We start from the raw sequence: 13,241 nt of genomic DNA, 5'->3' as shown, positions 1-13,241 counted from the left end.
ATGCCTTTTCGAATACATGGTCTACACGTAACCGGACTGTTGAAGAGCAGGTACTAACTGCCCATACAGAACGGAAATTCACATAATGAGGAGTTTGGTTATGAAAAGAAGTCATCATTGCGGCGCATTAACACCCGCACACATCGGTGAAACAGTAACATTGAACGGTTGGGTTCAGACCCGCCGTGACTTGGGAGGCGTACTCTTCATCGACCTGCGTGATCGCAGCGGGATTGTACAAGTTGTCTTTAACCCGGCTTATTCCGGTGAAGCTCTGCAAATCGCAGATCGCGTACGTAGCGAGTATGTTATCGCTGTAACGGGTAAAGTTGTTAAACGTGATGCAGAAACAGTTAACAAAAACCTGCCTACAGGCGAAATTGAAGTTCAAATCACAGAAATCGAAGTGCTGAACGCAGCCAAAACACCTCCATTCTTCATTGAAGATGGTGTCGAAGTTGATGAATCCCTTCGTTTGAAATATCGTTACCTAGACCTGCGTCGTCCGGAAATGTTCGAAACACTGAAACTGCGTTCCAAAGCATCCAAAGTGTTCCGTGACTACCTGGATGGAGAAGAGTTCGTTGAAGTGGAAACACCGATCCTGACCAAGAGCTCCCCGGAAGGTGCGCGTGATTATCTCGTACCGAGCCGTGTGCATGAAGGTGAATTTTTCGCCCTGCCACAATCTCCACAAATCTACAAACAATTGCTGATGGTGGGTGGCGTTGAACGTTATTACCAGATCGCTCGCTGTTTCCGGGATGAGGATCTGCGTGCAGACCGTCAACCTGAATTCACTCAAGTCGACATCGAGACTTCCTTCCTGCAACAGGATGACCTGCTGCCAATGATGGAAGAACTGATGGCCAAATTGCTGCGTGAAACCAAAGGTGTTGAGCTGGAACTGCCTTTCCAACGCATTACGTATGCAGATGCAATGGGTAAATACGGTTCAGACAAACCAGATCTGCGCTTCGGTATGGAACTGGTTGAAATGAACGATATCGTAGCGAACAGTGGTGTGAAAGTATTTGCTTCTGTCATCGAAAAAGGTGGAGAAGTGAAAGTGCTGAACGCTAAAGGCTGTGGCACATGGAGCCGTAAAGAGATCGATGATCTTGGACCATTTGCTGCACGTTACGGTGCGAAAGGTCTGGCTTGGATTCAAGTGAAAGACGGCGAGTTCAAAGGGCCAATCGTGAAGTTCTTCACGCCTGAAGAAATCGAAGCTGTCAAAGAGCGCACTGGTGCTGAGGATGGCGACTTGTTGCTCTTCTCCGCAGACACGAAAAAAGTGGTTGCTGACGTTCTTGGCGCATTGCGTCTGAAAATCGGCCGTCAACTTGGATTGATCGATGACAGCAAATTCAAATTTGCTTGGGTTGTGGACTTCCCACTCCTCGGATATGATGAAGATGCAAAACGTTATGTAGCAGAACACCATCCGTTCACACGTCCAAAAGATGAAGATGTACATCTCTTCGACACTGATCCGGGTGCAATCCGCGCTCAAGCCTATGACCTTGTTCTCAATGGTTATGAAGTAGGTGGCGGTTCGATGCGTATCTACAAACGTGATGTTCAGGAGAAGATGTTCGCTGCCCTTGGACTTTCTACAGAAGTAGCGAATGAGAAATTCGGCTACCTGCTGGAAGCATTTGAATACGGAACACCACCGCATGGTGGTATTGCCTTTGGTCTGGACCGCCTCGTGATGTTGCTGGCGGGCCGCACGAATCTGCGTGAAACGATTGCCTTCCCGAAAACGGCAAGTGCAACGGATCTGCTCATGAATGCACCTTCTGAAGTGGATGACTCGCAATTGGAACAACTTCATATCCGCGTAGCCCGTAAACCGGTAGCGGAAAAGAAATAAAGGAGGCATCGATTCTCAATGCTCCATCAATTTTCAAGAACAGAACTTGCGATCGGACCTGAAGGTCTGGATGCATTAAAGAATAGTACAGTCGCTGTGCTCGGTATTGGCGGCGTAGGTGGAATTGCTGTAGAAGCTCTTGCCCGTAGCGGCGTTGGGCGCATCATCCTGATTGATAAAGACGTCGTGGACATCACCAACATTAACCGCCAGATTCATGCGCTGACCACGACAGTGGGACAGAAAAAAGCGGATCTGATGGTGGAACGTGTGAAACTGATCAATCCGGAATGTGATGCGATTGCCCTGAATATGTTTTACACGGAAGAGACGTATGAGGAATTGTTCAAATATGAACTGGATTATGTGCTGGATGCATCCGACACGATTATCTACAAAATCCATCTCATTAAAGAGTGCCTGAAACGTAAAATTCCGATGATTTCCAGCATGGGTGCGGCGAATAAAATGGATCCAACGAAATTCCAGGTTGCGGATATTTCGAAAACGACCATGGACCCGATTGCCCGTGTTGTGCGGACTACACTTCGTAAAGACGGCATCAAAAAAGGCGTGAAAGTGGTCTTCTCGACTGAAAAGCCGATGAAACCACGTGAGGACGTAACACAAAAAATCGTTCCCGAGAATGCTCCGGAAATTCGTAAGGCCAAACAGCCACCTGCGAGTAACTCATTTGTGCCTCCGGTAGCCGGATTGATTATGGTCAGTGTTGCGATTAAGGATTTGTTAGAAATTGCAGAGAACAAGCAGCAGTAACTTGCTGCCAACTGAAGAAGCGTGGATGCCGATAAGGCATCTGCGCTTTTTTGTGTGATCATACTTCGCAAGAGAGGAGCGGATGGGACGTCAATTTTCTATGATAGCCGAACTATATTCCTAGATAAATGTCAGAGTTACGTCATGTACTTCAAAGTCAAAACCGTGTATGATATTCACTGCTGCGCGAAATGATGATACATACATAAAGAATTTGCAGCCATATAAGCTGAATAAGATTTACACAAGAACGAAGAGGACAGAAGAAACCTGAAGAAGCAGAGCGCTCGCCTTTATCACCGGATTTGTACATTTAAAAAATTTAATCAAAAAATCTGGGGATAACAGCGATCGGAAGGTTGTTCTGTCCGCGTAGTGGTAGAGTGTAAATACTCAGTTATTCAGCCTATATAGAGAGAGGGGAATAGAACGAAATGAAACACGGATGGATGACCAGACGTCTTGGCATGGAGCCAGGAGACCAGTGGAAGAAGGAAATTGTGGCGGGAGCCATTTCTTATTTTGCTGTGGTCTATATCGTTATGGTCAATGCTACAATTCTTTCCGATGCCGGGATGCCCTTGCAGGCAGCCATGGTTGGAACCCTGCTGACGTCCATTGCAGGCTGTTTGCTCATGGCATTTGGCGGAAAATCACCGATTATCGTGGTACCCGGAATGGGGATTAATGCATTTTTCACGTATACACTTGTACATTCCATGAAATTAAGCTGGCAAGAAGCGCTGGCCGTTGTAACCGTTACAGGTATACTGTTTGCCATTGTTGCGTTTACGTCATTATACAAAATGATCAGCGAAGCAATCCCGAAAAATCTGCAGCATGGCATTACGGTCGGGATTGGTTTGTTTCTGACATTTATCGGTTTGCAAAAAAGTGGAATTGTTATCGCGCATCAGACCACGTTTGTTGCGATTGGGCATTTCAATGATCCGAATGTCATTACAGCCTGCGTTACGCTGGTGCTTGCCTTGATTTTATTTATACGGAACGTACAGGGTGGACTTCTGATCAGTATTTTGGTCGGGACAGGCCTTGCCTATGTACTTGGTGCTGTGAACCCGGGTGAATCCGTATCAGCGATGGATGCGCTGCGTCAATACGGTGGGTTATTTGGGGAATTGTCTTTGATGAAGCTGGCTGATGTCGCATTCTGGATCGCGGTATTTTTGCTACTGTTGATTGTGGTGTTCGAAAATATCGGATTAATTACTGCTCAGACACAGATGATTGGTCGTCCAGAGCGGTTCAAAGGAAGTCTGCGCGCACTATCCATTAGTACCGTATTGGCAGGCGTATTCGGAAGTAGTCCTCCTGTTGCTGCAGCCGAGACGACAGCCGGAATTGCCGCAGGCGGTCGCACAGGTTTGACTCCACTCGTTACAGCTGTGTTATTCGGGGCTACTTTCTTCTTCATCCCACTGCTTGGATACATTCCGGACAGTGCAATTGCACCTATTTTGATCATTATTGGTGGCCTGATGGTGCAAGGTGTGAAAGATATGGATTTTGGTGACTTCACAGAGGCATTCCCAGCATTTCTGATCATGGTCATGATTCCATTTACATATAGCATCGTGGACGGTATGGCGTTTGGATTTATTGCCTATCCATTAGCGAAGCTGGCAGCAGGTCAAGGTAAACAGGTGCCTGTGGTCATGTATGGCATTTCCATCCTCTTTTTAGCCAATTTTGTGTTGCATGGAGTCTTGTAATAAGAAAAGGCAACGTCATGTAAATTCATACGTATGATCTCTGGTGAGCAGATGGAGAACGGGAGGAACGGGAATGGAAGAGCAGCAACAAGCAGGGCAGAATGACCAGAAGGTAGGAAAAAAGGGATTTAAGGATTTCGTCAAGCTTATCGCTTCCACGAACCCGCCAAAACTGATCTTGATTCTGGCCCTCATCTTAACTCTGATTCAAACTACAGCCGGACTGATTGTGCCATTGATGACCAAAGGTCTGATTGATGGCCTAACCACTTCGGCACTGAACAAATCTGTTATTTTGTTATTGCTTGGGGCATTTGTGATTCAGGCGATTGCCTCGGGCATTAGCATTTATATGTTAAATTACGCCGGACAACGCGTGGTCGCAACGCTTCGCACCAAGCTGTGGAACAAGGTCTTGTCGCTGCGAATGCCGTATTTTGATCGTAATCGGACAGGCGATACGATGAGCCGGATTACGAATGATACAAGCCAGATCATGACGTTGATCGCGGATTATCTGGTTTCCTTTGTGTCGAACATCGTTGCTGTTGTGGGTGGCGTGGCATTACTATTTTACTTGGATTGGGTGATGTCGCTCATTATCCTGAGTCTGGTGCCACTTACGCTGTTGATCCTGTTGCCGGTGGGTAAAAAAATGTACAAGATTTCCAAGAAACAGCAGGATGAGATGGCAGGTCTTACGTCCGTACTTAGCCAGGTTATTGGTGAGATCCGCTTAGTCAAAGCCTACGGCACGGAGAAACAGGAATCAGAAGCAGGGGATTCCCGGATTCGTAAAATGTTTGCTTTTGGCTTGCAGGAAGCACGTATTCTTGCTCTGATCGGTCCCTTGTTTACATTTGTCATGACTGCCGTATTGGTCGTTATTCTGGGTGTGGGGGGAATGCGTGTAGCGTCTGGACTGTTGTCGCCTGGTGAACTGGTTGCGTTCATTTTGCTGTTGTTCCAGGTCATTATGCCAATGGGACAATTCACGACGTTATACTCCCGTTTGCAAAAAGTTGTAGGTGCAACAGAGCGTATACAAGCTATTCTTGCTGATGAAGAAGAGCCACATGACAGCACCAAGGTAGCGCCAAAAGGAAATGAGACGATTGCATTCCATGATGTACACTTTTCCTATGTCACAGGTGAGGAAGTGTTGCACGGGATCAATCTGACGGTTCCCACACGCAAGGTGACGGCGATTGTTGGTCCAAGCGGTAGCGGGAAATCAACACTGTTTTCTTTGATGGAGCAGTTCTATATGCCCGATTCAGGCCATATTTCATATGGGGGACAAGCGATAACGGAATATTCGTTAGCCTCCTGGCGCAGCAAGATCGGGTATGTATCTCAGGAAAGTCCACTTATGGCGGGTACGATCAAAGACAATATCACATACGGATTGGGCCGTGAGGTCACGATGGATGAGATAAGGCGAGCTGCTGAGATGGCCTATTCTGCCGACTTCATAGACAAGCTGCCACAGGGTTATGACACGGAAGTGGGCGAGAGAGGAATCAAGTTATCCGGGGGGCAACGTCAGCGAATTGCTATTGCTCGAGCCTTACTGCGCAGTCCGGATATTCTTATGTTGGATGAAGCAACATCCAGTTTGGATAGCACCTCGGAGTATGAAGTACAACAGGCTTTGTCCAACCTGATGGAAGGCAGAACCACAATTGTTATTGCCCATCGGTTATCTACCGTTGTCGAGTCCGATCAAATTGTTGTATTGGAGCATGGACATGTTACCGGAACCGGAACTCATGCTGAATTGATCAGCAATCATCCGGTATATCGTGAGTTGGCACAGAAGCAGTTTGTGGCACAGGAAGGCAACGCAGCAATAGTACAAATAGAAGAGTAATCTCCATTATTGGAGGGTTTCCGTTATACCCATGAGGTATTTCAACGGAGATCCTTTTTTCTTTTTGTTTAAATTCCTCATATTGACATTAAGACCAACATAATCTATATTTTGGATACCGACCGTTGGTATGAATGAGGAGGAACTTATGGCCAGAAATAAATACCCTGAGCAGACACTGGACCTGATTCTGGCAGTCTCAACTCAAATGTTTACCGAAAAGGGATATGAAAAAACCAGTATTCAAGACATTATAGAAAAATTAGGTATGTCCAAAGGTGCCATATATCATCATTTCAAGTCCAAGGAGGATATCCTTAGTGCAGTGATGGAGAAGGAGCTTGGGCGGGCAGAAGACATGTTTATGGAACTCATCCAGAACACGCATGCTCCAAATGCCAGACAGAAGCTCATCAGTATTTTGGAAAATGTTATCGTTGATCCTGGAATTCAGTCTAACTCAATTGATCAGGTTCTTAGCACTCAGATCAAGAATCCGCAGTTTGTTCTTGGCGGCATAAGAAAAGGTATTCTGAAGGATGCCCAAATTATTGCCGACATTATGGAGCAAGGCAAGGAAGATGGGTCCATTTCAGTCGAATATCCGCTGGAGTGTGCTGAAATCTTCATGCTGCTCGTCAACATCTGGATCAACCCTCTTCTATTTGGAAGAGATCAGGAGCAGACAATGGAAAGGCTTAAGTTTTTGCAACACATGATGAAGCTCTTGGGAGCAGATATCGTTAGCGAACAGCTCATTCAGCGAATTACGAATCGCCATGCCAGCACAGGAGGCTATGCGGAGGCGGAATAAACATATACCTGATTGTTTGAAATGGAGAGGGAGAAGATATTGAAAAGTAGTGAGCCTGCCATATGCAAGAGCATAGACATTGATCAACCCATTCATGATATACAGTTAAATTGGTTGTCAGGAGATATCAGAGTTCTTCCGAGTGTGGATGAACAGATTCACGTTATGCAATATGCGGATGCATGGTTTTCCAAGCGAAGGCTGATGCAAGTTAACATACGAGGGGATACCTTAAGCATTGTGGACGGGAGAAAAAGGGGAGGACTCATCGGGTTAAATGTAGGTAGAACAGCATTGAAGATTCATGTACCAGCTCGGGTTTTTAACAGTATTTCGCTGATCTCCACAGGAGGACACCTCCGGTTGAATTCGCTTCTGGCCACTCGCTGTCAATGTAAGATCACCTCAGGTCGTGTAGATCTATCAGGGAGGATGGATGAGCTTGAACTGTGCGCATTGGCATCCGTAGTGAAAGGGCAGCACCTTAGTGCAGATAAATTCAATCTTCAATCACATTCAGCCAAGATCGACATTTCGGGGGAGTTTCGTCACTTGCAAATTACCACATTAGGCAGAAAATTAAATATGGACTGTCTCAAGATGCCAGAGAAATTACATTCCGTATCCACAGGGGCAAAGGCAGTGGTTTCCATCCCAGATAACGAAGGTTTCCAAATTATACTTAAAGAAAGATCAGGAGCATTAAATAGTGAATTTGATCTGACTCCCCTTCATGGGGACAGCAATAATCTAATACACAAAAGTGGAAAAAGTGAATTCCAAGTGGATATTCGAGGAGGAGCTTTTCATCTGAAATCCAGGAAATGAGACACCGATTGTGTACTGAAAACCAAGGGGGCAGATATCATGGCTGGTTGGATCGTAGGAATTAGCTTTTCCTCCATCGTACTGCTAATTGGGATTTACGGCGCATTGAACGGCAGGCGCAGGCAGGCCAGAAACAAGTGGGCCTGGTGGTTTATTTTGTTTGGTTGTTGTGCGCTTGTCAGTGCCATCATTAATTATCAATTCAGATGAGCTCATGTCTTACAAAAGTAAGCCAGCAAAACGGATGTGGCTTTCAATTGCCCTATGTGATATAGTAAGTATCCTTTTGTATTTCCAGATCTAGGTGATGCAGAGCAAAACATATTCTTAGGAGGTAACTGAAACATGTCAGACAGCTTTCAAAGTGCCTATCAAGAAGAAGAGTACAGGTTAGAGCGAACGATGGAGGAAGTGGACAGTCAGCTGGAACGACTGCAGAACATTCCGGTGTATACCGGCCACGACTTCACAGAACAAGTGCTGGAAGCTGGACGCGAAGAGCGCCGCACCGCCTTGTCCAAGAGCGCGCAGCAACCCTATTTCGGACGCTTGGATTTCGAAGAACAGGGCAGTGGTGCACGGAAACCGCTGTATATTGGCAAAATCGGCGTAGACCGCGAAGAGGTGGGAGAGCATCCGCTCGTCATCGACTGGCGTGCTCCTGTCGCCAGCCTGTTTTACTCATTTACCGGAGGCGAAGCCTCCGCTACGTATGAAGCCCCTGAAGGGCTTATTGAAGGTCTGGTATACCTGAAACGAAACGTTGTCATTCGACAGCGGATATTGGAACGTGTGGCGGATACATATAACCGTGACAGCGACCAGCCAGCGGTATCAGATGAATTCCTCGTTTATCGTCTGGGAGAGAACAAGGATAACAAACTCCGTGACATCGTATCTACGATTCAGGCGGAGCAGGATCTGATCATTCGTGCGGCGAGAAACACCGCATTGATCATTCAGGGTGTAGCTGGATCCGGGAAAACAACGGTTGCCCTGCATCGGCTTGCCTTTTTGCTGTATCAGTACAAGGAGCAGGTATCTGCGGAGAAGATGGTTATTTTTGCGCCCAACCACATGTTCCTGGATTACATCTCGGATGTGCTTCCGGAACTCGGAGTAGGGGATATTCAGCAGCGGACATTCCCGGATTGGGCGATGAATCTGCTGGGGCTGGAAATGCCTTTGGCGAATACGTCGGATACTTTGAACACCTGGTTCGAAACACCTGATGCCCGGCCTGAATTGAATGATGATGTACCTGGACGTTACAAAGGATCGATCCGTTTCATGGAGCTTATTCGAGAGTGGCTCTCGGGGATGGAAGCGGATTCCGTACCGGATATGGACTTCAGTCCATGGGATGGTAAGGTGCTTAGCAAGACGGAGATTGAGAACTGGTTCGGTGAGGAATACAAACATTATCCGCTGGCCAAACGCAAAGAACGGGTCATGGCGCGGGTTCACCGCTGGATTGAGATGGAACTTAAGAAGCCGATGCCAGAAGCTGTGCGCAAAGAACGCAAGAAAAAAGCGTCTACTCGTGAGAAAGCTTATGCCAAAAAATGGCCTCAATACGAGCCGCTTACGTTATATAAACAGCTGTTCAAAGCTGCAAAGGGTGGCTCTGTGCCAGCCTCGCTCAGCGGGCTTATTCCAAAACTAGTCATGAAACAAACGGCAGCAGATCTGAAGCAGGATATCGTCCGTGAAGAGGATCTGCCTGCATTGGTATACATTCATACATTGGTCCATGATATTGAGGGTTCGGAGCGGTTCGATCATGTCGTGATTGATGAAGCACAGGACTTTTCTCCTTTTCATGTGGCGTTATTGGATCAGTTCGTCAAAGGGCATTCCTTCACTATACTGGGTGACTTGTCTCAAGGCATTCATGAGTACCGTGGTGTTCATGCGTGGGAAGAGATGAGTTCTCTGTTTCCTGAGGAACAGAATGCATACTTTGCATTGACCCGAAGTTATCGTTCGACGATGGAAATTATCGATTATGCCAATACGATTCTGGAACGTGGCGTCAAGAGCGGAATTACGGCGATTCCTGTTTTCCGGAGTGGTGATCCGGTTCGGACGTTGGCTTATGGAGGCGAAGGGCGGACGGCGAGTCTGGAGCAGGCTTTGAAGGTGTTAACGGTCAAAGACTACCGAACAGTCTCCATCCTGACCCGTACACTGCATGAAGCAGAGGAACTTCATCGTGAACTTCAGGACGCAGGCTGGGATCTAAACCTGATCGATGGTGGCAAAAAGCAGTACACGGGTGGACACTCCGTTTTACCGGTCTACTTGTCCAAAGGGTTGGAGTTTGATGCCGTTATTGTGGCAGACGTAGACCAGAAGCATTATTTGCCAAATGCGGGTGATGCAAAGCTGTTGTACGTTGGTTGTACACGGGCCTTGCACGAATTGTGGTTGTTCCATGACGGTGTACTGCCGATCTATGCGGCTGCAACACATAATCCCGATGGCGAACCTGTAACCATTCAGGGTTGGCCAGAGCTTGGTTAGATAGAGTTTACTTATACAACAAAAGGCATGACGTTCATGGGAAAGTCCCATAAGCGCATGCCTTTTTTTGCTTTTGTGCGAGAAATGATTAATCTTCCAAGGAAGAACGATGAAGAAGTTCAAGTTATGTTACTCTATTTCTCATTCTGGATGAGCGACGGTTCACCAGGAATATACCAACACCAATAAATAAACCGCCTGCCAATGCAAACCACTGAACGTGCTCTCCCAGCAAAATCCAACTCGATAGTACACCAAAGAACGGTGCCAGAAACAGATACGAACTGGTTTGGGCTGGGTCACTATTCTGCAGCAGGTAAAACCAGAGTGAAAACTGAATGATGGAGCAAACAAGCGTTAACCAGAGCAGCGCCATAACCGAGGTGGTATTCATTATAAAGTGAGGCTGTTCAGTCCATACGCTCAGCAGAAGCAACGCAGCACCTCCAGCAAGCATCTGATAGGCTGTTAAGACAAAAGTATCATAGCCATTACCCCAGCGTTTGATGAGCAATGTGGACACGGCAAAGGAAATCGCTCCACCAAATCCAATCCAGGTTCCGGGGCTAAAGCTCATCTGCCACCCAAAAGTTAACATTATCCCGATGAAACCGAGTATAACACCGATCCACTGACTGAAACGGTAGGTCACTCTATATAAGAGAGCACTGAGGATAATGACCAGTAGCGGATTGGTAAACGTAATAATGGCGGATTCCCCAGATGTAATCCAGTTCATGCTGTAGTAGGCGCAGCCCATCACTCCTGCGGATTGGAACAGACCAATGAGGATTATTTTCAACCAAGCCTGCCATCCGGTAGGCAAAGGACGTTTACGAAGGAACAAGGCCATCAAGCCACCTGCCAGTATATAACGTAAGCCCATGAGCAGGAAAGGTGGGGCATATAACATGCCGATCTTGCCAACTGGAAAAGAAGTACCCATGATTAGCGTTGTCAAAATGATCAATAGTGTATATTTCAATGGTTTTATGATCCGGGTATCTTTAACATGAATGGAGCTCATAACGTCTGTCCGCTATCTACAGTAATTAGCTGCCCGGTCATGGATTGCTGTTCAAGCGCAGCACAGATCATGTGTGCGATATCTTCAGGTGAGGCAATATGTTGTAATAACACTTCTCCACCAAGACGATACATTCGCTCCTCGTTTCCAGCCCACCACCTTGTCGCAACTGCGCCAGGGACGATAGCATTCACCCGAATGTGTGGTGAGAGTGCGTGCGCAAGTGATAAGGTCAGACCATGAACTGCCGCTTTGGAGACGGCGTAAGGAAGGGATGAGCCCGAACCCGTACTGCCTGCGATACTGCCCAGATTTACGACAGAACCAGCGCCAGCCTGTCTCATACCTTCCGTCACTGCACGAGCGCAATGAAACATGCCTTTCACATTCACATCAAGCAGCTCATTCCAGACGTCATCTGTAACAGACTCCAGATCGTGCATGGGGATATGGTGCGTGATTCCGGCGTTATTTACAAGTGCAGTGATTGGGCCGTAGGTTTCAGTTATTGTAGTGACCATCCGCCGGATATCAAGATCATTGGCTACATTGGCTTGAACGGCGAATGCATTGCCTCCTGAATCCAAAATGTGTTGGACTGTATCGTTTGCTGCATCTCGTGAGCGGGAGTAGTTGATGGCAACCGACGCTCCACGCTCGGCTAGTATCAGACTTACAGCACGGCCTATGCCTGTTCCGCCACCTGTGATCAGAGCAACTCTATTTTTCCAGTATGTCATGCTGAACACTCCTTATCATCATCCAGTCAGATGACTGGTTTGGGATCTACATGAATTGTAGTCCGGTTTACACATGAAGTATAATGATTGGTAATGAATCGGATATCATTTTGAATGATGTCAGAGTGGAGGGACCATGGAGAGCGGGGATCTTAGGATATTTCAGTGTGTTGCACAGGAAGGGAATCTGACCAAAGCTGCTTCTAAACTGGGGTATGTGCAATCCAACGTAACGGCACGAATCCGGCATCTGGAAGCAGAAGTAGGTACAACGTTGTTCATTCGTCATAACCGAGGCATGACGTTATCTCCAGCCGGAGAAATGTTGCTGACCTATGCAGATAAAATTATTGGTTTGCTGAATGATGCTTCCAAGGCACTTCGGGCGACGAGCACACCATCGGGTCCAATGCGAATAGGGTCTACACAAACCGCGGCGGCCGTGCGACTACCTGAACTTTTCGTCAGATATTATAAACAGTATCCAGATGTCTCCTTGTCACTGGTTACTGGTAATTCGCAGATGCTTATGGATCAGGTTATTGGGTATGAATTGGAGGGAGCATTTATAGGCTGTCCCTGTGATCATCCTGATATCGTTTCTATTCCCATATTTGATGAGGAACTATTTGTTGTCTATTCTGGTATGGGTCCTACGGATGAAGATCTTAAGAGTAAACCCATTCTTGTCTACAGCATGGGGTGTTCCTATCGTCAGGTTTTGGAGGAATGGTTAGAGGTGGGTGGTGTTACCCGCCCAGTAATTATGGAATTCGGAACCCTTGAAGCGATTATTAGTGGGGTTACTTCAGGTATGGGAATTTCCTTATTACCAGAGATTGTGATTAGGCATCAGATCGAAAATGGATTACTGCGCACGCACACACTCCCCGTCGGTATGAATCGTATGATGACTCATTTTATTACTCGCAAGGATGCCTTTGTCAGCAGTGCACTTCATGCATTTATGGCTATGTTACCGCGAGAGTATGATATGATAGAGAGTGGAGAACCATCAGAAGTGTAATTGTATTCAAGGCAAGG

The 13,241-nt window shown here is 46.8% G+C and carries 11 protein-coding genes; 9 read left to right on the top strand and 2 right to left on the bottom strand.

Annotated features, from left to right (window positions below; translation table 11 throughout):
• Window positions 1–100 precede the first annotated feature (100 nt).
• The 8 genes from aspS to MKY87_RS08970 all read left to right on the top strand — a co-directional run bounded on the left by aspS (window position 101) and on the right by MKY87_RS08970 (window position 10,430).
• A complete protein-coding gene (gene aspS, locus MKY87_RS09005) occupies window positions 101–1,879 on the top strand; it encodes an aspartate--tRNA ligase (RefSeq protein WP_340964055.1) in 1,779 nt (592 codons plus the stop codon).
• Between the two features lie 18 nt (window positions 1,880–1,897).
• Window positions 1,898–2,656 carry a tRNA threonylcarbamoyladenosine dehydratase gene (locus MKY87_RS09000; protein ID WP_091020457.1) on the top strand — a complete coding sequence of 253 codons (759 nt, stop codon included), beginning with the start codon at window positions 1,898–1,900 and terminating at the stop codon, window positions 2,654–2,656.
• Between the two features lie 434 nt (window positions 2,657–3,090).
• Window positions 3,091–4,389: an NCS2 family permease gene (locus tag MKY87_RS08995; RefSeq protein WP_339789394.1), complete on the top strand. Its 1,299-nt coding sequence runs from the start codon at window positions 3,091–3,093 to the stop codon at window positions 4,387–4,389.
• Between the two features lie 73 nt (window positions 4,390–4,462).
• Entirely contained in the window at window positions 4,463–6,262 is a 1,800-nt protein-coding gene (locus MKY87_RS08990; RefSeq protein WP_339789397.1) for an ABC transporter ATP-binding protein, read from the top strand.
• Window positions 6,263–6,410: 148 nt separating this feature from the next.
• Window positions 6,411–7,076 (top strand): TetR/AcrR family transcriptional regulator, encoded by a 666-nt coding sequence (locus tag MKY87_RS08985; RefSeq protein ID WP_339789399.1) that lies wholly within the window; start codon window positions 6,411–6,413, stop codon window positions 7,074–7,076.
• 21 nt (window positions 7,077–7,097) lie between these two features.
• Window positions 7,098–7,904 carry a DUF4097 family beta strand repeat-containing protein gene (locus MKY87_RS08980; RefSeq protein WP_339789402.1) on the top strand — a complete coding sequence of 269 codons (807 nt, stop codon included), beginning with the start codon at window positions 7,098–7,100 and terminating at the stop codon, window positions 7,902–7,904.
• Window positions 7,905–7,943: 39 nt separating this feature from the next.
• Window positions 7,944–8,114, top strand: coding sequence for a hypothetical protein (locus MKY87_RS08975; RefSeq protein WP_176872515.1), 171 nt, complete (start codon window positions 7,944–7,946; stop codon window positions 8,112–8,114).
• 135 nt (window positions 8,115–8,249) lie between these two features.
• Window positions 8,250–10,430 (top strand): HelD family protein, encoded by a 2,181-nt coding sequence (locus MKY87_RS08970; RefSeq protein WP_249911885.1) that lies wholly within the window; start codon window positions 8,250–8,252, stop codon window positions 10,428–10,430.
• 124 nt (window positions 10,431–10,554) lie between these two features.
• Here the strand turns inward: MKY87_RS08970 and MKY87_RS08965 are convergent, their stop codons facing one another.
• Window positions 10,555–11,457, bottom strand: a complete 903-nt coding sequence (locus MKY87_RS08965; RefSeq protein WP_340964047.1) for a DMT family transporter — start codon at window positions 11,455–11,457, stop codon at window positions 10,555–10,557.
• Window positions 11,454–12,197, bottom strand: a complete 744-nt coding sequence (locus MKY87_RS08960; protein WP_340964044.1) for an SDR family NAD(P)-dependent oxidoreductase — start codon at window positions 12,195–12,197, stop codon at window positions 11,454–11,456. Before MKY87_RS08960 ends, MKY87_RS08965 begins: the two co-directional genes overlap by 4 nt.
• A 136-nt stretch (window positions 12,198–12,333) precedes the next feature.
• Between MKY87_RS08960 and MKY87_RS08955 the strand changes: the two genes are divergently transcribed.
• Window positions 12,334–13,224, top strand: coding sequence for a LysR family transcriptional regulator (locus MKY87_RS08955; protein WP_340913413.1), 891 nt, complete (start codon window positions 12,334–12,336; stop codon window positions 13,222–13,224).
• Window positions 13,225–13,241: the final 17 nt, after the last annotated feature.

Source organism: Paenibacillus sp. FSL R7-0198 (assembly GCF_038000415.1).
Lineage (GTDB): Bacteria > Bacillota > Bacilli > Paenibacillales > Paenibacillaceae > Paenibacillus.
The sequence above is the reverse complement of the archived record's forward strand: the minus strand, read 5'-3'. Positions and strand labels throughout refer to the sequence as shown.